The 20,160-nt window shown below is 66.2% G+C and carries 18 protein-coding genes and 1 pseudogene; 14 read left to right on the top strand and 5 right to left on the bottom strand.

From position 1 onward, the window contains the following. The first annotated feature begins 1,288 nt into the window (after nucleotides 1-1,288). Nucleotides 1,289-1,579 carry a hypothetical protein gene (locus H6717_07170; GenBank protein ID MCB9576790.1) on the top strand — a complete coding sequence of 97 codons (291 nt, stop codon included), beginning with the start codon at nucleotides 1,289-1,291 and terminating at the stop codon, nucleotides 1,577-1,579. A 258-nt stretch (nucleotides 1,580-1,837) separates the two neighbouring features. Here the strand turns inward: H6717_07170 and H6717_07175 are convergent, their stop codons facing one another. The 4 genes from H6717_07175 to H6717_07190 are packed head-to-tail and all read right to left on the bottom strand — an operon-like array spanning nucleotide 1,838 to nucleotide 5,038. After that, complete coding sequence (locus H6717_07175) at nucleotides 1,838-2,113, bottom strand: hypothetical protein (GenBank protein MCB9576791.1); 276 nt, start codon at nucleotides 2,111-2,113, stop codon at nucleotides 1,838-1,840. Further along, nucleotides 2,113-2,910, bottom strand: coding sequence for an AAA family ATPase (locus H6717_07180; protein ID MCB9576792.1), 798 nt, complete (start codon nucleotides 2,908-2,910; stop codon nucleotides 2,113-2,115). Before H6717_07180 ends, H6717_07175 begins: the two co-directional genes overlap by 1 nt. Then, entirely contained in the window at nucleotides 2,910-4,325 is a 1,416-nt protein-coding gene (locus H6717_07185) for a DDE-type integrase/transposase/recombinase (protein MCB9576793.1), read from the bottom strand. Before H6717_07185 ends, H6717_07180 begins: the two co-directional genes overlap by 1 nt. A gap of 50 nt (nucleotides 4,326-4,375) precedes the next feature. Next, on the bottom strand, nucleotides 4,376-5,038 hold the full coding sequence (locus H6717_07190; GenBank protein MCB9576794.1) for a hypothetical protein: 663 nt from the start codon (nucleotides 5,036-5,038) through the stop codon (nucleotides 4,376-4,378). Between the two features lie 163 nt (nucleotides 5,039-5,201). Here H6717_07190 and tnpB (H6717_07195) point away from each other — a divergent pair, with 163 nt between their 5' ends. From tnpB (H6717_07195) to H6717_07215, 5 genes are all read left to right on the top strand, one after another. Next, on the top strand, nucleotides 5,202-5,516 hold the full coding sequence (gene tnpB / locus H6717_07195) for an IS66 family insertion sequence element accessory protein TnpB (GenBank protein MCB9576795.1): 315 nt from the start codon (nucleotides 5,202-5,204) through the stop codon (nucleotides 5,514-5,516). A gap of 202 nt (nucleotides 5,517-5,718) precedes the next feature. Beyond that, a complete protein-coding gene (locus H6717_07200) occupies nucleotides 5,719-7,005 on the top strand; it encodes an IS66 family transposase (protein ID MCB9576796.1) in 1,287 nt (428 codons plus the stop codon). 465 nt (nucleotides 7,006-7,470) lie between these two features. Further along, on the top strand, nucleotides 7,471-8,286 hold the full coding sequence (locus tag H6717_07205; protein MCB9576797.1) for a hypothetical protein: 816 nt from the start codon (nucleotides 7,471-7,473) through the stop codon (nucleotides 8,284-8,286). Beyond that, entirely contained in the window at nucleotides 8,280-8,681 is a 402-nt protein-coding gene (tnpB, locus tag H6717_07210) for an IS66 family insertion sequence element accessory protein TnpB (protein ID MCB9576798.1), read from the top strand. Before H6717_07205 ends, tnpB (H6717_07210) begins: the two co-directional genes overlap by 7 nt. Before the next feature lie 34 nt (nucleotides 8,682-8,715). After that, the gene (locus H6717_07215) at nucleotides 8,716-10,329 is read left to right on the top strand and encodes an IS66 family transposase (GenBank protein ID MCB9576799.1); all 1,614 of its coding nucleotides are present in this window, start codon (nucleotides 8,716-8,718) and stop codon (nucleotides 10,327-10,329) included. A 38-nt stretch (nucleotides 10,330-10,367) separates the two neighbouring features. On the opposite strand, the pseudogene H6717_07220 reads toward H6717_07215, so the two are convergent. Continuing rightward, a pseudogene (locus H6717_07220) lies at nucleotides 10,368-10,784 on the bottom strand (hypothetical protein). Nucleotides 10,785-11,167: 383 nt separating this feature from the next. Here H6717_07220 and H6717_07225 point away from each other — a divergent pair. The 8 genes from H6717_07225 (at nucleotide 11,168) to H6717_07260 (ending at nucleotide 20,147) form a co-directional block, all read left to right on the top strand. After that, nucleotides 11,168-11,374 carry a hypothetical protein gene (locus H6717_07225; GenBank protein MCB9576800.1) on the top strand — a complete coding sequence of 69 codons (207 nt, stop codon included), beginning with the start codon at nucleotides 11,168-11,170 and terminating at the stop codon, nucleotides 11,372-11,374. A gap of 112 nt (nucleotides 11,375-11,486) precedes the next feature. Continuing rightward, nucleotides 11,487-13,100 (top strand): FAD-dependent oxidoreductase, encoded by a 1,614-nt coding sequence (locus tag H6717_07230; protein MCB9576801.1) that lies wholly within the window; start codon nucleotides 11,487-11,489, stop codon nucleotides 13,098-13,100. A gap of 94 nt (nucleotides 13,101-13,194) precedes the next feature. Further along, nucleotides 13,195-14,316 carry a hypothetical protein gene (locus H6717_07235; GenBank protein MCB9576802.1) on the top strand — a complete coding sequence of 374 codons (1,122 nt, stop codon included), beginning with the start codon at nucleotides 13,195-13,197 and terminating at the stop codon, nucleotides 14,314-14,316. A gap of 46 nt (nucleotides 14,317-14,362) precedes the next feature. Further along, a complete protein-coding gene (locus H6717_07240; GenBank protein MCB9576803.1) occupies nucleotides 14,363-15,064 on the top strand; it encodes a CoA transferase subunit A in 702 nt (233 codons plus the stop codon). An 11-nt stretch (nucleotides 15,065-15,075) separates the two neighbouring features. Next, nucleotides 15,076-15,729 carry a CoA transferase subunit B gene (locus H6717_07245; GenBank protein ID MCB9576804.1) on the top strand — a complete coding sequence of 218 codons (654 nt, stop codon included), beginning with the start codon at nucleotides 15,076-15,078 and terminating at the stop codon, nucleotides 15,727-15,729. Between the two features lie 177 nt (nucleotides 15,730-15,906). Further along, the gene (locus H6717_07250) at nucleotides 15,907-16,317 is read left to right on the top strand and encodes a hypothetical protein (protein ID MCB9576805.1); all 411 of its coding nucleotides are present in this window, start codon (nucleotides 15,907-15,909) and stop codon (nucleotides 16,315-16,317) included. A 108-nt stretch (nucleotides 16,318-16,425) separates the two neighbouring features. Next, complete coding sequence (locus H6717_07255; GenBank protein ID MCB9576806.1) at nucleotides 16,426-19,146, top strand: SUMF1/EgtB/PvdO family nonheme iron enzyme; 2,721 nt, start codon at nucleotides 16,426-16,428, stop codon at nucleotides 19,144-19,146. Between the two features lie 161 nt (nucleotides 19,147-19,307). Then, nucleotides 19,308-20,147, top strand: coding sequence for a hypothetical protein (locus H6717_07260; protein MCB9576807.1), 840 nt, complete (start codon nucleotides 19,308-19,310; stop codon nucleotides 20,145-20,147). Nucleotides 20,148-20,160: the final 13 nt, after the last annotated feature.

Below are 20,160 nucleotides of genomic sequence, written 5' to 3' on the forward strand. Positions count from 1 at the left end.
GCGCGATCGCCAATCACGTCACGACGGGGCGCGGCGAGGACCTACAGCCGAACCACTTCAACTCGCTTTGTTCACCAACATGGGTGAGATCACCCCTTGGGGTGTTTGTGGTGCGACATGTGCCCGTGGTATCCCGGTTCTCGTGGGTGGCGGTGGGGAAGAGAACTCGCGAGTGGACTCCAAGCTGCGGAACCTCGCCACGGCGCTCAGCCTCTCACCTCGAGAGACCGAGGTCTTTGTCTGTCGAACCCTGGGCGGCACCAGGCAAGACGTGTCTGACCTGCTGGGGTGCAGCGTGTCAAGCGTAGATACGTATACGCGCAGGATTTCGCGCAAGGCGGCTCGCGCTGGACTGGTGTCTCGAGAGGGAATCGGATTCGGAGAGATTGGGCGGGCGGCGTTGCTTGCACTGCTTGAGAAGCGTGAGTGAGCCAGTTTCACTGAACATTCGGTTGTCGCGGAGCGCCTGACTGGCGCTCGGCTGGCGTCGTTGGCAATGATCCCCGCAGAAGTTCTGCGAAGGGGTGCGACATGGATTGGCGAGTGAAGCTGTTTCGAACGACAAGTCTGGCTGGCCTGATCTTGGGCTTGGGCGGCGCTCTGGCCAAGGGTGCCACGGACGCGCACCTTGGCGCTGGAGCAACGGAGTCGGTAACCGGGAAGACAGTGGACTTCATTCAGAGGGCGTTCCGGCCAATGCCCCGAATACCAACCTGGATCCAGGAACGGGATGTGCTGCAAGACAGGAGCATGCTCCGTGACGGTGCGATTCGGACGCTTGAGGACCATGGTGCGTTTCTCCATCCTCGACTAGTCGACCGGCTTGCTGAGTCAGACGCGACGGTCGAGTTGCCAAAGTCAGCGACTCAAGCGTTCGCGGTTTCGGACGGGCGGTCGGGCGCGCGAGTTGAAGTTCGCCTCGTGGGCTTGCGCCCCGTCAGGCCAAACTTGCAGCATGGGATTGCGGTCTACAGAGGCGCGGTGCGGGATGGGGCATGGCTTCACCGTGTGACGAAGGCCGGCACGGAAGACTATTTGTTGCTAGCTCATCCGGTTCCGCGAAACCGTCTGCAGTATGCTGTGCATCTAGGTTCGGGGATCGCTGGGTTGCGGTTGGTTGCCGACACGCTTGAGTTTATCGACCCGTCTGGTAGCCCCGTACTCCGGGTATCGCCGCCGTGGCTGAGTGACTCGCGCGGTGTTACCCGAAATGCCGTAACCGTCCAGATATGGACGCCCTTCACGGCTGGGGCCAGGCCGCCGATGCTCGCGCGTGATGGCACGACGTGTGAGCAAGAATTGGCCGGCAATCGTGGCGGTGGCAGAGAAATCGCAGGGACCACTGACGGTGGTGGCGAAGCAGCACGGCGTGACGCTGGCGGCGCTGAAGTACCACCTGTACAAGTCACGTCGGGCCGGTGGCGGCCGGGGCGACGTCAAAGTGTTGCCGGTGCGTACGGATGACGCGACGCCAGCGCTGTCGGTGCAAGTGGGCTCGATGAGCCTGCAATTCCGCGAAGATTGCGATCCTGAGTTCATTGCTGGGGTACTGCGGGCGCTGGCTGAGCGCCCGTGCTGACGCTGCCGCCGAGCGTCAAGATCTACCTCGCCGTAGAGCCGGTGGATCTACGCCGCGGGCACGACGGGCTCAGCAAGATCGTGCAGGGTGTTGTTTCCCGCGCTGTCCCACCGCTTGATTGTCGCGGAGAGCGCCCGCGGGCGACCGGTGGATTCCCGGATTGCGGGGCAGGGTTAGAGGCAAGGGAGCATGGTTTGAATGCAGGAAGCCCGGCGGCTAATGCCGCCGGGCTTCCGTCGTAGCGGAGCGACAGGGCGGTCAGAAGGGGATGTCGTCGCGGTGAGCGATCATGTCGTGGAGCGAGCCGAGGTAGTCAGTGACGGCGAGCTGGAGCGCGGTCGACAAGGCGGTGATGGACTGCGCTTGTCGCAACATCGAGTCGCCGGATGCGAGGGACAACGGGTCGCGCGGAAGGCGCGGGTGGCGGCTCTCGAGCGCCGCCGAGAGGGTCTGCCGTGCGGCGCAGGTGACCGCCGCTGCGCCGAAGATGGGGTCCTCGATCATGTGGCAATGGCGGATGAGCCTGGGATTCATCACGACACCTCCGCCATGGCAGCCTGGACCTGTTCCGCGGCGACAGCCTTGGTCTTGGCGAGCGCGGCGGCCATGAGAGCGTGGTGGGCAACGAGGTTGACCTTGCGGGGCAATCCGCTGCTTGCCTGGTAGAGCGCCTCCTGGGCTGCGGGCTCGAAGAGCGGCAGCTCGGTGCCGGCGAGGCGCAGGAGGTGTGCGAGGTAGGGGCCGAGCTCGTCGCGAGAGAGACCGGCGATGTGTGCGCGGACGACGACGCGCTGGGAGAGCGCCTCATGCACGGCCATGCCGAGCCTGCGCCGGAGCTCGGGGTGACCGACGAGGAGCAGGCAGAGGCGGTTGTCGGAGTCCATCGAGTAGTTGGTGAGCAAGCGCAGATCCTCGAGCACGTCGCTGCGCAGATGATGGGCCTCGTCGACGATGAGCAAGGGCTTCTGGCGCGCCTCGCCCGAGAGGCGCGTCACCTCGGCGCGGATCTGGCGGAAGAGTGCGGCGCGGTTGCGCTCGGTGGGCAGGCCGAATTCCCAGGCGATGGTCTTGTAGAGGTCCATGACGTTGCCCGTGGAGAGCGAGACGTACAGAACGCGGTGCAAACCGGCGTGCAGTCCAGCGACGACCTTTCGACAAGCGGTGGTCTTGCCGCTGCCGCTCTCGCCGGTGACGATGCCGATGCCGCGTAGATCCAGCAGGTGAGCGAGGCGCGCCTCCAACTCGCGGAGGGAGCCGGAGGGGAACAGCTCGTCGGGCTCGATGGCCTTGCCGAAGGGGTGGCGGGTGAGGCCGAAATGCTTGCGGTACATCACTTCACCGCCTTGTCGTCGTCGGCCGCGTTGGACTGGAAGTCGCTCATGCGCAGACCCTGTGCGGGAGGGTCGGGCGGGGTGTCGGCGACGGGCATGCGGCGGTCGCCGTTGCGACGGACGAAGCAGTTGGCGTAGGCATCGACGCGCTTGGCGAGCTGGATCTGGCTGCCGCGATGCCACACCTGGACGTTGCGACGGTCGCGGGGACGGGAGGGGTCGTAACGGAGCACGACGGTGTCGCCGACGAGCACGGCGTCGACCTCGTAGACGACACCATCGAGGGAGACGGTGCGGTCGGACTGCACCCGGCGTTTCTGCTCGAACAGGAACAGGTCGGCGACGCCTGGGTCGGCGAGGCGCACGTCGCTGGAGCGGGCTGCCCAGCGGTCGGCGGGCGCCTCGCCGTCGAGACCGCGGTGGGGGCTCTGGTGGTACTCGCCCTCGATCCAGGCCCAGAGGCGGCGATTGAGCGCCTCGATGGACTTGGTGTCGTCGGCGCCGAGTTGCACGAGCAGGCTCATGCGTACCGTGCGGAACCAGCGCTCCATCTTACCCTTGCCCTGGGGCGTATAGGGGCGGGCGTGGATGAGGGTGACGCCCAGCTTGGCGCAGACGAGGGCGAGGTGGCGCGAGCGGAAGGCAGCGCCGTTGTCGACGTACAGGCGCTTGGGGATACCGCGGCGACGGATGGCTTGCTCGAACACCGGCAGGAACGCCGCGACGCTCTCGCTCGGCGCGAAGCTAGCATAGGGGACGATGCGCGTGGCGTCGTCGATCATCGCGAGCAGATAGCTCTTGCGCTGTCGCCCCTCGATGCGCACGGAGGGGCCGTGCATCACGTCGCTCATCCACAGCTCGCCGGCCTGGTCGAACGAGAAGCGCCGGCGGTCGTTGCTGGTCGGCTCCCCCGGCTTCTTCTGCATCAGGCCTGCACGCGCTAACAAGCGGTGCACGGTGGACGGTGCGAGCACGACGTCGTCGGGTATCCGAGCGAACCTCGAAACGTGCTCGATCACGAGCGCGACGCTGAAGTCGGGATGCTGGTCCTTGGTCTCGCACAACACGTCGGCGACGCACTGCGGAATGGCGCGTGCCGAGCCTCGATCCTTGCGAGCCTTGGGTAGCAGAGCGTCGAAGCCGCCGCGCCGATAGTCGCGCAGCCAGCCGCGGATCGTCTCCGCCTCGACGCGGCGCCGGAGCGTGCCGGGGATGTCCCACTCCCGCGCGGCCTTGTCGCGCAAGAGCGCGTACAAGCCGCGGTGACCGGGCTCGAGGTGGATGAGGTCGGCGATCACGCCGTACCGGAACAGAGCGATCTGTTGGCGGCGCTCCGCATCGGCCTGCTCGTGCTCGCTGAGGGTGATCGGCGGCGCACCATGGGTCCTGGGCGGTCGGGGCTTTTCTGTTGTCATGGTCTGCTCCTGGGTGTGCGCCCCGGTCCTTCCGGGGTGCGCCCCAGGAGCTACTGGCCCCGCTCCGGCGGGTCCGGCCCCATGTCGTGTGGGTGCCCAACAGCACGCTCCGGTCGCCTGCGCGCCCGGGCTCCGAATCCGAGCGGCGCGGGCAATGTCCGCAGCAGGTGGGACGCGAGTCTGCGCAGCGCGACGAGCGCGCTCACCACGCCGAGCCGCTCACGCACGGCGACGATCGTCGGCGCGCAGCCGGACAGCACCGGCAGTGACGTCACCGCAGCCAGCAGCCCCGCCTCGACGGCTATCATACGTCGGCGCAACCAGCGCAGCACCGACGGTAGCGTGACCACTTCGCCGGACTCGGCGGGGCGCAGCAGGGCGGCTGCTCCCTCCGTCGTCCTGGCTGCCTGCGCCGCGGCGACAACCCCCTCTATCTCCTCCAGCGTCCCAGGCATCCGGGCAGCGAGAAAGTCGGGCAGCAGGCTGATGGTGACCCCTGACTTGGGACACAGCAACCGCGCGACCCGCACGCCAGTCGGGCTCTTGCGCGTGTAGCTCCCGTGCCCAACCAGGCCACAATCGCCCTCGGGATGCAGCGGGCATTGCTCCAAAGTTGCGCAGCGCCACGCCTCCTGCGTAACGTACTGCTCGCTGGTAAGGGTCGTATCCCAACGAATCTGCACGATCCTGCCGGCCGGGTCCGTGCGCGGCAACGCAGCGGACCAACCTTTCGGCGATCAGCGTCCCGCGGGTCCGCCTCCCAGGAAAGAACAACGGCGAACCTCTCCGGAATCCCTCCCCGTCTCACTACGACCAACGAGCGCATCGGCCGGGAAGAACACGCCGGGGGATCACGACCGAACGTGAGACCCTACAGTGCAGGGCCAGTGGGGCCTGGACGTGTTCGCCGGGCACCTGTTCGTCTTCCTCGGGCGGCGACTCGACCGCTGCAAGATCTTGTTCTGGGATCGCGGCGGGCTGGTGCTGTACTACAAGCGCCTGGAGCGCGGGCGATTCCGCATGCCTCGTGTGACCGCCGACGGTCGAGCCGTACAGATGGACGCCACGGAGCTCGCGATGCTGCTCGACGGGATCGACGTAGCCCGGGTTCAGCGACCAACGCCCTGGGCGCCCGGCGTAAAAAAGACACGTGCGGGCATTTCAGGGATCGACAAGTCAGCCTCGATGTGATCAACCCTAGGGGTTGGTCCCGCCTCCCGACGATCACGACTGCGGCTGGAAACAATACGCCAGAGCGCAGCAAGACAAGCTCGAAGCTCAAGAGAAGCTGCTCGAGGAGCTGACGCAGAAGCTCAGCACCGTCACGGACAAGCTCGACACTCTCGAGCGGCTTCGCCGAGGCCACGAGAGCGAGCGGCGCAAGAAATCCAAAATGCCGCCGCCAGCGGCCAAGCAAAACGCGCCGGGACAAGCCGCGAAAAAGCGCAGTGCCCGTAGAAAGCAGCGTGAGGACCGCGTCGAAACTCAAGTGGTGCCCGTGCCACTTCCACCGGAAGCCTGCACGTGCCCTCGATGTGGCAACCCCAAGCTGCGTAAGGTCGGCAAGGGTAAGCCGTCGGTTGTTTGGGAGTGGGTGTCGGGTCATTTCCGCCGCAACGTCTACATGCGCGAGACCGGCTCCTGTCGCTGCGGGCACATCGTTACCGCGCCTGCGCCCGATCGCGTGGGCGAGAAGATCCGCTACGCGCCGAGCTTCATCGCGCACCTCATCGTCAACAAATGTGGCGACACTAACCCGCAATATCGGCTCGAAAAGACCTATCGGAATCTGAAGATCCCGATGTCGCGCAGCACCATGTGCTCGCTGGTACATCGCGGCGCAGAGGAGCTCACCCCTCTGTACAACGAGATGCTGAAGGACGTGCCGGCGGCTGCTGACGTTCACGCCGACGAAACCAGCGCCCGGCAGCAAGACTTGGACAAGCGTGCGTTCATGTGGACCTTCGTCACGCCGACCTTCGTCGTGTACCGCTACGCCACCACCCGCAGCGGCAGCGTGCCGGAAGGCGTCCTAGGCGATTCGACCGGGCGCTTGGTCGTTGACCAGTACACCGGCTACAACAAGGTCACCTCGGCCGGACGCCGCCAGCGCGCCGGATGCTTGGCTCACGCTCGGCGCAAGATCTTCGAGCAGAAAGAGCATCCCGAAGCTGCTGAAGCCCTCGACCTGATCAGCGAGATCTACAAGCTTGAGGCGGACGCGAAAGCCGCAAGCATCATCGGCACTGATGCCCATCTCCAGATGCGCGTGTCCAAGTCCCGTCCGCTCTTCGCACAGCTTTTGTGCTGGGGCCGACGGCATCGCGGCTCGTTTCCTCCGCGCTCGGGCATGGGCCGAGCCATCGGCTACCTCCTCAAGTACTTCCGCGAGCTCGGCGTGTTCCTGAGACACGCGACAATTCCGCCGGACAACAACATTGCCGAGGCTTCGCTTCGCCGCATTGCCCTCGGTCGGTCTAACTACCTGTTCTTCGGGCACGAAAACGCCGGCCAGAACTTCGCTGTGCTCTACTCCCTCGTCGCGAGCTGCGAAAAACACGGCGTCAACGCCATCGACTACCTCACCGATGTGCTCATCCGCGTGCAGAAGCACCCGGCAAGTCGAATCCAAGAGCTGCTGCCCGATCAGTGGAAACCGCCCGACGCGGCCCCTGACTGAAACCGCCCATTTTTTCGGCTTGCCTGCTCCTCCGCTCTGCATCGTGCGGCTCGCACGATGCAATTTTCGGCAACTACGCGCTAGGCGTCCGAATGGAGACGGTTACGAAATGCCCGATTGCACGTGAGTGGTTGTGCGGTGGATCGGAATCCCGCCGCACCGTGGGGGCGCCCCGTCACTGCCCCGGGTGCGAGGGATTGCGTGCTCGCCGTGAGTTGGGACGACGGCGAGCTAGCCTATCCGATCCTGGTCGATCCTAGCTGGAGTCAGACAACCGCGATGGCGGTACCCCGGACGCTTCACGTTATGAAGGGCGCGGGGACTCGTGTTCTCGTTGCCGGCGGAGCCAACCTGTCCGGGGTGCTCAGTTCTGCCGAACTGTACTGCTCGAGCGGGATTGGTTGCGTTCAGGGTACGTGGACGATCACGGGGAGTATGGCTACTGCGCGCTACTTCCATTCGGCGATGGCTTACGCAGACCTGAGCGGAGGAGGGAACGTTTATCTGTCGAATTCCGTCATGGCGATCGGCGGGTTTGGCTCTTCGAACAACGCGCTAGCGACGTGCGAGATATTCAGCGCCAGTACGGGAACTTGGTCTGCGGGCCCGACAATGAACTCTGCTCGTGTGGGTGCGGCGGTTGCGAGGTATGACGCGGGCAAGTTTCTTGTAGCCGGTGGTGTGAACTCCAGCGGAACGCTGCTGGCTTCCGCGGAAGGGCTGTCGTGGGGCGGGGCGTGGAGCTCGCTCGCATCTATGAGCACGGCACGAGCACTTCACACGGCGACGACAATATTCACGACCGTTCCCACCTACAACGCCTCCCAGACGCCCGTTCTCGTTGCCGGGGGCGTTGACAGTGGCAACCAGTCCATCGTAACCCCTCCACGTACGGCGTCTGGACGATCGGGCCTGCCGGGTGGCAGGAGAGGGGGGATGGCGAATGCGAAGCAAGGGGTTGGTGCGGGACGTCAACGATGGAGCGCCCGGGAAGCCGAAGAGATGCTGCGACGGCTCGACGCATCGGGGCTGTCCGCGCGCAAGTTTGCGCAACGCGAGGGCATCAATGCGCAGAGGCTCTACTGGTGGCGTGAGCGCCAGGGGAAGAAGGCGAGAAAGAAGAGCGGCCCTAAGTTTGTGGAGTTGTCTGCCAGCGGGTTGGGGGCCGCGGCCCAGCTCGAGGTCGTGCTCTTGTCGGGGCGTGTGCTGCGTTTCCCGGCCAGCCTGGATGAGCGAGCGCTGGTTCGTTGGCTCTCTGCTTTGGAGCAGCGCCAGTGCTGAGCCTGCCGCCCAGCGTGCGACTGTTCATGGCGACTCAACCTGTCGATGGGCGCAAAGGCCCAGATAGCCTGTTGGCCCTGATCCGGGATGTGCTGGGCTACGATCCCTTCAGCGGGCACCTGTTCATCTTCTTCACCAAACGCTCTGACCGTGTACGCATCGTCTACTGGGATCGGGACGGTATCGCGATGTGGACGAAACGCCTCGAGCGCGGGCGATTTCGCCCGGGTTTCTCGGCCGATGGTAACTTCGCCGCCCGCTCGCTCGAGGCCGCCGAGCTGGCGCTGATCATCGAAGGAATCGACCTTGCTGGGGCCCGACGACGTCCCCGGTGGGAGCCGCGACGCGCAGTGCCGCGAGCAGCACTCGCGCAAATTTCTTCTGCTGCCGGGTGACTTTGTCGGGGCCCTGACGCGTCTAACGCGTTGGATGAGCAAACGGTCGCCGACATCCGCATACACGCCCGACCTCGCCGAGCTGCGTGTCTGGCTCGAGCAGATGATCGCCACGATGCGCTTTGTCGAGCTCGTCATTGCGATCATCGGACTGATCGGGCGCATGCGCGACATCAACGCACAGCTCCTCGCACGGGTTGCGCATCTCACCCGCAAGCGACCCCGCTCCGAGACCCTGGAGCGCCTGGAGCGCCAGCTCCTCTTGCCGCTGGAGGGGCTGGTTGCCCCCAAGGCGAAGCGCAAGAAGGACCCCGGACCGGCCTCCCAAAATCAGCGCCGGGGTGGGGGCGGACGCGGGAAGTTCCCCAAGCACATCCCGCGTATTCCCGTGCCCAACCCCGTGTCGCCCGATTTGCGGGTGTGCCCATTGTGCGGTGCGGAGATGAATACCGTAAGTCACTCCGTGTGCGAGATGATCAACGTGATCCCGGCGCGGCTCATCATCGAGCAGCGTGTGGACGAGACCGTTGCTTGCCCCAACGATGACACCATCGTTTCTGCAGCGCCTCCTGGTGCGATCGTCGAGCGGGGGAAACTCGGCGACACCCTGATCGTCGAGGCGACCTGCGACAAGTACATCGAGCATCAGCCCATCGAGCGACAGTGCACGCGCTTCGGCCGCGCGGGCGTCGAAATTACGCCGCAGACCCTCGGACGCAGCGTCAACGCCCACATCGAGCTGCTGCGGCCCATCGCGCAGCTCATCGTCGAGCGGACCCGCGCTCCTGGTTACCTCGGCACTGACGCGACGGGCATCCCGATACTCGACCGCAGCGTAACAGAAGGCATTCGGAGCGGCACCATGTGGTGCTGGACCAACGCTTGCTGGGTCAGCTTCTTCTATGCGGCGCGAGGGGACACCCAGAGCGTGCGTGACTTTCTCGACGATGATCTCTGCCGTGTCGTCCAGTGCGACGGCACCAGCGTCACCAACTGCATCGAGCGCGCCGGCGGCAAGCGTCCCGGCTGCATGGCGCACGGCAGAAGGGGTCTCGTCGAAGCGGCACGCGGCGGCGACGCCATTGCACTCGATGGCCTGCGCCTCATCAAGCCGCTCTTCGAAATCGAGCGTGCTTCCAAACTCGCCGGTGACACCGCGGAACAGCGACTCGCACGGCGACGCGAGCATAGCCAGCCAGTCGTCGATGCACTCCGCGCTTGGATTGACGAGCACCGCGACATCACCCCACCCAAGACGCCTCTCGGGCGTGCTCTCGGCTACCTGGATCGACAGTGGAAGCGACTGACCCTGTTCCTCGAAGACGGCAACATCGCACTCACAAACAACAGACGGGAGCGTGAGCTACGCAGGCTCGTTCTCGGAAGAAAAAACTGGCTCTTCACCTGGCTTGACGACGGCGGCAACCGCACCGCCGACATCCTCACCATCATCGCCACCTGCATCGCTCACGAGGTCAACCCTCGTGCGTATCTGCATCTCGTAACCAAGCTCATCGTGCGTGGCTTTCCCCAAAGCAAGCTCCGTGACTTGCTGCCCGACCGGATGCTTGCCGCGTACCCGGAGTTGCACGCTGGCGACCCGGCTACCTTGCCAGACTACGTCGTGCCCCCAGCACTGCCCGCTTGACGTCCCCCGCCGTCACTCAACATCCCCGTTGGCTCTCCGTCCGAAGCCTCGCTGACATCTTCATCGATCGCTTCGCGGATCACCCGGTCCGTCAGCTCCTGCAGGTGCGCACCCAGCTCCTCCGCAAGCGCCACATACTCCGGCCACAGCGTCCGATCCTGGAACGTCTTCGGCACTCTCAACAACACCGTGCTGTAGCGCTGCCCTCGTTCCCGATACGGCCGAAGCCCGTAGCGTCGGCACAGCGCCACGAACAACTTCCGCTTCCACGGATCCGGGAGCGAATACTGCATCACCTCTTCCCGCTCGCGACCCCGCACCTCTGCGAGCCGCTCGCGGATCCGCTCTGCTGCCCGACGTGCCGCCTCACGCTCGCCATCGACTCTCGTCCCGGCGTGTAGCGCCTCGATCTTCCGCAGCTTCTCCAGCAGCGTCCCTTCCAGCGGCAGCCTCATGCCACCCACGCAACCACGGCACGCTCCCAGCGTCACCATGCACGTCCGGCGACCCCCGCCTACCCGAAAGCACTACGCCTTCGGTGGAGGGGTTACAGTCCATCTCGGCGGCAGAACGCTACGAACCCTCCACGAACCAATGGGTCGCTGCTGGCAGTATGCAGATCCCGGTAGCTCAACACACTGCTACACAGGTCCTCGCTGGGACATACCAGTATGACGTCTTCGTTGGTGGGGGAAGGAACGGCGGACCCCAACGGACACTCCAGCGGTACAATCGCGCGACGGCGACTTGGTCAACCTACGGGTGGGTTGGCGACTGGCGCATGGCGCATACCGCTACCCTGCTGGCGGACAACCGGACCATACTATTCGTGGGAGGCATGGGGCTCTCTGGAGTGCTGGCGAACGCCTATGCGATCAATACCGACTCCGGCGCCAGCACGTCATCGACCTTCCCGGCGAGCGTGCCCGGCATTGAATCCCACGCTGCGCAAATTGTCGCCACGAATCCGTCTACCGTTTTGGTTACAGGTGGTGACAACGGAGCGTACACCTCCATTTACAACACGAGCCTGCTGTATCAGTAGCTTGGGCCGCTAGACGCGGGCGCGGTACTGGCCGTCTAGCTCAGCGGCATGCGTTAGTGTTTGCGTGGTTGGAGCTGGAGAGCGGGCGTGCGCCGCGCTACCCTGCGGCGCCGTGTCCGTCTCGCGTCGTGATCTGCTCGCCCTGATGTTGGGCGCGCCGCTCGTGGGCTCGTGCAAGAAGCGCGAGCGCACCGTGCCCGGCAGCATTCGCGGGGCGAGCATGCCCGTGGGGCATCGCCTCCGAGACGCGACGGTGGAGCACGCCGGCGGTGCGGCGGTGAAGGTGGGCGTGGCGATCGTGGGAGCGGGGCCGAGCGGACTCTCCGCGGCATGGCGCATGAGCCGCCTCGGCTACCAGGACTACGTGGTGTTGGACTTGGAAGGGCAGGTGGGCGGCACCAGCGCCTTCGGTACGGATGGCGTGGTGCCGCACCCGTGGGGCGCGCACTACGTGCCCTTGCCCACCAAGGACAACCGCGCCCTCGTCACGTTGCTCTCGGAGATGGACGTCTTCGAGTCGCTGGAGCCGGAGCCCCGCGCTCGCGAGACCCAGCTGGTGCGGGAGCCGGAAGAGCGCGTGTTCGTAGATGGCGCCTGGCACCAAGGACTCTTCCCGCACGCCATCGCCACCGACGACGACGCCAAGCAGCTCGAGCGCTTCCAGCGCGAGGTGGACCGCTGGGTTTCGTGGCGCGATGGCAAGGGGCGCCGGGCCTTCACCCTGCCGGTGCGTCACTGCTCCGACGCCGCCGAGGTCACGGAGCTGGATCGCATCTCCGCCGAGCGCTGGATGTCGGACCGGGGGCTCACGTCCAAGGTGCTGCGCTGGTATCTGGAGTATGCCTGCCGCGACGACTACGGCCTGAGCCTCGCGGACACCAGCGCGTGGGCCCTCTTGTTCTACTTCTGCTCCCGGGTGCCCAAGCCGCGGGAGGAGTCCGAGCCCTTCCTCACCTGGCCGGAGGGCAACGGGCACATCGTGCGGCATCTATCTTCCGTGGCGGGTGCCCGCGTCAAGCTCGGCCAGCTGGTGACGGACGTGGTGCCGAGCGAGAGCGGCGTGGAGCTCAGCGTGCTGGACACCAAGACGCAGAAGCTCACGCGTTACCTGGCCGAGCACGCGATCCTGGCCATTCCCAAGTTCATCGTGCCGCGGATCCTGCGGCCGTTTCGCGACAAGCCACCGAAGCACCTGGAGGCCTTCGGTTACGGCGTGTGGATGGTCGCGAACCTGCATCTCTCCCGCCGGCCGCGCTACGCCGGCTTCGGCCCCAGCTGGGACAACGTGATCTACGACAGCCCATCCTTGGGCTACGTGGTCGCCACTCACCAACGGCTGAGCGACTACGGCCCTACGGTGTGGACGTACTACATGCCGCTCACGGATTCGGACCCCAAGAAGGCGAGGGAAACCCTGGCCGCCGGGGAGCACGCCGGATTCTGTCGCGCCATCCTCGCAGATCTCGAGCCTGCGCACTCGGGCTTGGCAGACGCCCTCGAACGCATCGATGTGTGGCGTTGGGGCCACGCGATGGTGCGCCCCACGCCGGGGCTCATCTGGGGCGGCGCCCGCGCCAAGGCGCGCGAGCCCTTCGGCCGCGTGCACTTCGCCCATTCGGATCTTTCCGGCGTCGCGCTGTTCGAGGAAGCGCAGGATCACGGCGTCCGCGCCGCGGAAGAGTGCCTCCGCGCGTTGGGCCGCGACTTCGACGCGTTCTCCGAGTGACGCGCCCTGCGCATCGCAGCGTGAGGTACCGCGGCGAACCGACAGGATCTCGTCAGGCTTGCTCTTGGTGAGTGCTCGTCTAACCTGATGCCGGATGACGGCGCTTGCTGAGAGCCGCGCACCGGCGCGCATCGACTTCGGGCCCTGGCTGTGGAGCCCGACGGTGGATCTCGCGCTGTTCGGCGGCAGCGCCGTGTTGGCACTCGGTGTGGTGGCTGCGGCGCGGGCGCTGGGATTCTCGCCGGGGCCGCTGCCGGAGTGGGGCTGGCTCGTGTTCGTGCTCGCGGTGGACGTGGCGCACGTGCACTCCACGCTGTTTCGCACCTATCTCGATGGCGGCGAGCTCCGGCGCCACCCCGTGCGCTACGCCGGCATACCGGTGTTGGTCTACGCCGCCGGCGTGGCGCTGTATCTCGCGGGTCCGATGGTGTTCTGGCGCGTGCTCGCGTACCTCGCGCTGTTTCACTTCATTCGCCAGCAGGTCGGTTGGGTGGCGGTGTACCGCGCCCGGGCGGGGCAGAGGGGGCTCTTGGATCGCGTGCTCGACGACGCCACGGTGTACGTCTGCACGTTGTACCCGGTGCTGGATTGGCACACGCGGCTGTCGTCCACGCGTTTCGCTTGGTTCATGCCCGGGGACTTCGTGGATCTGTCGCGCCTGGCGTCGAGCTGGGTGGGGCCCGGTCGCCTGGTGTGGCTCGCGCTGCTGGTGGCCTTCGCGCTCCGGCAGCTGCAGCTGGCGCTGACCCAGAGCGTGGTGCACACGGGAAAGATCGTGGTGGTCGCGACCACGGCGGCCATCTGGTACGTGGGCATCGTCGTCACCAACAGCGACTTCGATTTCACGGTCACCAACGTGATCGTGCACGGTGTGCCCTACTTCGGTCTGCTCTGGTTCTACGCCCGTGCCCGGCGGAAGGAAGCGCCGACGCGCCTGGGCTCGCAGATCGTCGCCGGCGGGGTGGGGGCCTTCCTCGGCCTCTTGTTGATCGTCGCGTTTCTGGAAGAGATGGCCTGGGATCGCCTGGTCTGGCATGAGAGGGTTTGGTTGTTCGGCGCGGGCCACGTCGATCTCGGAGCCATCGCGCTCGCGCTGGTCGTTCCGTTGCTCACGGTGCCCCAGGGCACGCACTACGTTCTCGACGGGCTGATTTGGCGCCGCGGCGACACGCGCACGCGGCCGTCACAGCGGGCGGCGCTGGGCTTTCTGCCCTGACGCGCGCCGCTTGCCGCCCCGAGGGGGGCAATGTTACGTCGGAGCCATGGACAAGCTGGTCAAGAGTGCGGCGGAAGCGATCGCCGACATTCCGGACGGCGCCACGATCCTGGCCGGCGGTTTCGGCCTGTGTGGCATTCCGGAGCTGTGCATCGCTGCGCTGCGCGACAAGGGCGTCAAGGACTTGGTGGTCGTCAGCAACAACTGCGGCGTGGACGACTTCGGCCTGGGCCTGCTGCTCGGCCCCAAGCAAATCAAGAAGATGGTGTCGAGCTACGTCGGTGAGAACAAGGAGTTCGAGCGACAGTTCTTGTCCGGCGAGCTGGAGGTGGAGCTCGTGCCCCAGGGCACGCTGGCGGAGCGGCTGCGCGCCGGCGGCGCCGGCATTCCGGCGTTCTACACGCCCGCGGGCTACGGCACCAAGGTGGCCGAGGGCAAGGAGACGCGGGAGTTCGACGGCCGGCCCTACGTGATGGAGCGCGGCATCACCGGAGACTTCGCCGTCGTGAAAGCCTGGAAGGCGGACCGCTACGGCAACCTGATGTACCGAAAGACAGCCCGGAACTTCAACCCGCTGTGCGCCATGGCGGGGCGCGTGACCATCGCCGAGGTGGAAGAGGTGGTGGAGGTGGGCCAGCTCGATCCGGACCAGATCCACACGCCGGGCGTTTTCGTGCAGCGCGTGGTGGTGGGCAAGCACGAAAAGCGTATCGAACGCCGCACGGTGCGGCCCCGCGCGGGACAGTGAAGGAGGAGCCCATGCTGACGCGAGAGCAGATTGCACAGCGCGCCGCCCAGGAGCTCCGGGACGGCTACTACGTGAACCTGGGCATCGGCATGCCGACCCTGGTGGCCAACTACATTCCCGACGGCGTCGAGGTGATGCTGCAGAGCGAGAACGGCCTGCTGGGCATCGGTCCCTTCCCGGTGGAGGGAGACGAGGACGCGGATCTCATCAACGCCGGCAAAGAGACGGTGACCATGCTCGCGGGCTCGGCCATCTTCGACAGTGCCACGTCCTTCGCGATGATTCGCGGCGGTCACATCGACCTGGCCATCCTTGGTGCCATGGAGATCAGCAAAGACGGCGATCTCGCCAACTGGATGATTCCCGGGAAGATGGTCAAGGGCATGGGCGGCGCCATGGATCTGGTGCACGGCGCCAAGCGCGTCGTGGTGATCATGGAGCACGTGAACAAGAAGGGCGCTCCCAAGATCCTGAAAGAGTGCTCGTTGCCGCTCACCGGCAAGCGAGTGGTGCACCGCATCATCACGGATCTGGCCGTGATTGACGTTACGGAAGGCGGCCTGGTGCTTACTGAAGTAGCGCCCGGTGTGAGCGCGGAGGAAGTGGTCAAGAAGACCGAGCCGCCCCTCACCGTCTCCAAAGACGTCCGCGAAATGAAGCTCTAACGCGCGACACACATTGTCGCTCCGCGGCTCACACGCGCGCACCGTTGGCGCACATGTGGGAGCGCGGAGGTGCGTCTCGTTTTGAACCTTTCCCTTGGGCGGCGAAACCATTGCGTGTAAGACTTTGAACTAACCTCGGGAAATCCCTGCATCCTCTCGCACGCTAGGAGGGTCTTCATGACGCGCTATCGGCTGACCGCACTCATCGCCACGATGGTGATTCTTCTGTTCGCTGGTGTTGGACACAGCGGGCAGGCGGAGTCCGGTCGCGTCACGATGGTGTCCTTCGACAAGAACAGCAACATCATCGCCGGCGTGCCGGATGGCGTACCGGCCGTGGGTTGGTACCAGCGGCAGGACAACACCGTGTACGTGCCCGGCGTGGTGCAGCCGAAGTTTCCGCCGAGCCCGTGCAAGATCCTGACGCGAGTCTGGAACCGCGTGATCGCGCAGTTCCCGCCGTCGGTGCAGCGCAAGGCGCTCACCGCCATCATCCAGGTGATGGCTCAACACCAGTGTGCTGCGGACATGGTGCGTGATCCGGCGAACAGCCCCCAGGACATCATGGAGATGGCGCCTGCGCCGTAGCGCAAAGCCGTCGTGAAACGAAAGGCGCGGCCCCGGAGCTCGCGCCTTTCGTCATTTTGCGCTGGGCTTTCAATCCTGGGGTGCGTCGCGCATGATGCGGAGCCGGGCATGAAACACCGCGACACTCGGGACATCGCCTTGGAGGCGCTGGCGCGTGGGCTCCTGAGCGCGGAAGAGGTGTGGGAGCTCGCGGCGAAGAGTGCGGCAGCGGCGGGCGCCACCCCAGAGCGGGTGCTTTCGGAGGTGCTCTCGCCGGAGAAGGCGGAGCGGCTCACGCAGCCGCTTTCGTCGACGCGTGCGGAGACGCGACCGGTGTTTCCCGACGTGAGCATCCGCCCGGCGAGTGACGAAGACGACTTCTCCTTGCCCGAGGACTTCGTGACCCCAGCGACGATGCCCGGGCGCGAACGCTCCGTGTTCGGCAGCGACGGGCCTGCGAGTCGAGACATCGGGGCACTGCCGGGACGCCTTTCCGGGCCGCGCTATGCGCTGGTGGAGGCGCTCGGACGTGGCGGCATGGGCAAGGTCGTCGCCTGTCGGGACCGAGAGATTGGGCGCACTGTTGCGCTCAAGACCTTGCAGCAAGGCGTCGGCGCGGAAGCACGGGTGGTCCGACGCTTCCTGCAGGAAGCCCGCATCACGGCGCAGCTCGAGCACCCGAGCATCGTGCCCGTCTACGATCTGGGCGCGCTGCCCGACGGTCAGCCGTACTACACGATGCGCGTCGTGAAGCGGCAGTCCTTGGGGGACGTGCTGGACCGCGCGGAGCTGCGCAAGCAATGGCCGCTGGTGCGGCTGCTCGGCGCCTTCGTGCAGCTGTGCCGCGGCCTCGCCTACGCGCATTCCCGCGGCGTGCTGCACGGGGACATCAAGCCCGACAACATCCTGCTCGGCGACTTCGGCGAGGTGTACCTCGCCGACTGGGGCCTCGCGCGGGTGGACGCGGAAAGCAGCGTGCGCGAGACCTTGGGGGACTCGGCGCCACCTCCGGCGTTCACGTCGCCGAGCGGGGGCACGCCGGGCTATCTGGCGCCGGAAGCGGCCATCGGTAAATGGGACATCGTGGATCACCGCAGCGACTTGTTCGCCCTCGGCGTGATCCTCTACGAGATCCTCACGGGGCGACATCCCTTCGGCTTCGCGAAGGATCCGGCGGCGTTGGTCGCTGCCTACGAGAAAGAGCCCGTGCCGCCACGCCGGGTGGCCGCCAACTGCCCGCTGTTGCTCGAGGACCTGTGTCTCGCGCTGTTGGCGAAGGATCCCGCGGACCGACCCGCGTCGGCGGATCTGGTGGCGGAGCTGGTGGAGGAATACCTGGAGGGCGCGCGGGAGCGCGAGCGGCGGCGCCAAGAGGCGCAGCGCTTGTGTCGCGAAGCGGAAGCGCCCGTGCGGCGCTATCACGAGCTATCAGCGGAGCAGACCCGGCTCGCCGAGGAAGCTCGGCGCGTGGTGAAGGACATTCCGGGCTGGGCGGCGGTAGACAAGAAGCGCGTGGGCTGGCGGCTGGAAGATCGCGCAGCCGAGGCGGAACGGGACAGCGCGCTGGCCTTGGCCCAAGCCATCGAACTATTTACCAAGGCTCTCGGCTACGACGCGGAATGTGCCGAAGCGCACTCCGGACTCGCAGATTTGTACTGGACGCGCGCGCGGGAAGCGGTGGAGGAGCGGCACAGCGCGACGCAAATCTACTACGAGGCGTTGCTGCTCGAGCACGACGATGGCCACTACGCCGCGCTGATTCGAGCCGACGCCAGCCTGTCGCTATCCAGCAATCCGGAAGGCGCGCAGGTCTTCGTGCAGCGCTATGCCGAGCACGATCGAGTGCAAGCCTTGGGGGCGGAGCGCTACCTGGGGCGGACGCCGTTTCAGTCCGCGCCGCTGGAGCCCGGGAGCTACCTGGTGACGCTCAAGGCTCCGGGCTACGGCGAGGCGCGCTACCCGGTGTTGCTCGGCCGCGGCGTGCACCACGAAGCAAAGGTGAACCTGTACCGGCCAGAGGAGATCGGGGATGGGTTCATCTACGTGCCAGGAGGTGCAGTGGCTTTGGGAGGCGATCGAGAAGCCTACGAGCCCATCGCCCTGCAGGAGATCGAAGTCCCGGACTTCGCCATCGCGGAGTTTCCCGTCACGATGCGGGACTACTGTGCGTTTCTCGACGAGCTCTCCCCCGAGGAGGCGCTCCGGCGCTCACCCCACGACATGAAAGGCTCGGAGGGGGCAGCCGTCCGCCAACGGAACGGGCACTTCGAGCCCATGGAGCAGATCATCGAGGGGGAGGCGCGTAAGCTCTTCCCCCTCGAAGAAGGCCACCTGTGGCGCGTGCCCGTGTGCTTGGTCGATTGGTTCGACGCCCGTGCCTACTGCCGCTGGCTCGGGGCGCGCCGGGGAGCGCGCATTCGCTTGCCGCGGGAGGTCGAGTGGGAGAAGGCCGCGCGGGGCGCCGACGGACGGCCCTACCCTTGGGGGGATCGTTTCGATCCGACGTTCTGTCTGATGCGCGAGTCGCGTCCGTTCATCCAACAGCCCGAGCCCGTGGGGACCTTCGCCACGGACTGCTCACCCTACGGTGTGCGGGACATGGCGGGCGGCATGCGCGAGTGGGTGGCGGACGTGTTCGGAGACAAGACTTGGGACCAGCTCGACGCCGAGCCGGAGCCTGCAGCGGGGACGGAGCGGGCGGACTCGGGCTGGCGCATGGCCCGCTCCGGCTCGTGGATCACGGACCGAACCTGGCCGCGCGCGGCGTCCCGAGGAGGACTCCATGCCTTCACCCGCGGAACGGGGCTGACGTTCCGTTGCGTCCGTGAGCTCGGGCGCCCGCCTCGATGACGAAAAAGCGTCGAAATTGCGGCATTGCCGCAGCGTGGCATTGACAGAAATGGGGGGACTGACATGATTCCCGCTTCCGGGAAGGGCCGGGCGGCTCGGGATCCCGGCGTATCGTTTCGGCGGCTCTGCGGCAGTGCAGGCTCCCGTCTGGAGGCAATCTTATGAAAACAGTCGGATTCAGTGTTCTGTTCAGCGTGACCGCGCTGGTCCTTGGCGCCTGCAGCAGCAGCAGTGGCGGCGGTTCCGGTGGGTCGGGCGGCTCGGGTGCTCAAGGCGGCGGGGGCTTTGGTGGTTTTGGTGCGACGGGCGCCGTGGGCGGCACCGGCGCGACCGGCGCCGTGGGTGGCTCTGGCGGTGGCGTCAATCCGACGGACTGCACCACGCTCTGCCAGAAACAGGCGGCAGCCAACTGCCCGAACGACGACCTCTCGACCTGTGAGTCCGACTGCAACAACCCCCAGGGGCTGCCAGCCAATTGCGCGTCGGCTTGGGCGACCGCCATCGCCTGTGCGGCCAGCACGGGCACTGCCAGTTGTGACACGGACGGGACGGCGAAGATCAGCGGTTGCGACGCGGAGGGTCAGGCCGTTGTCGCCTGTGTACAAGGCGGCACCGGCGGTTCCGGCGGCGGCACCGGCGGCGTCGGCGGCGGCACCGGTGGTGCCGGTGGCGGCACCGTGACGTTGCCCGCGGGCTGCGTGAATGGCGGCCTCACCGTTAACTGCAATCCGGTCGACAATTCGCCCTGTTCGTCGACGGCCGGGGCTGCTTGTGACCTAAGCAATGCGCCGGGCCTCGAGTGCTTCCCAGACGGAAACACGGCTCAGCCTGGAGCGAGCTGCGACCCCAACAATGGTTTGTACTGCATTGGTGGCTACACCTGCGGCCAGAGCAACACCTGTGAGAAGTGGTGCTGCTCGGATTCGGATTGCGGCGGCGGAACCTGCACGGCGCTCGACCCCAACGTCGGGACTCTCGGTAGCTGCAGCAACCCTGGCTGATCCCATAGCCGCA

This window comes from Polyangiaceae bacterium, from assembly GCA_020633235.1.
Lineage (GTDB): Bacteria > Myxococcota_A > Polyangia > Polyangiales > Polyangiaceae > JACKEA01.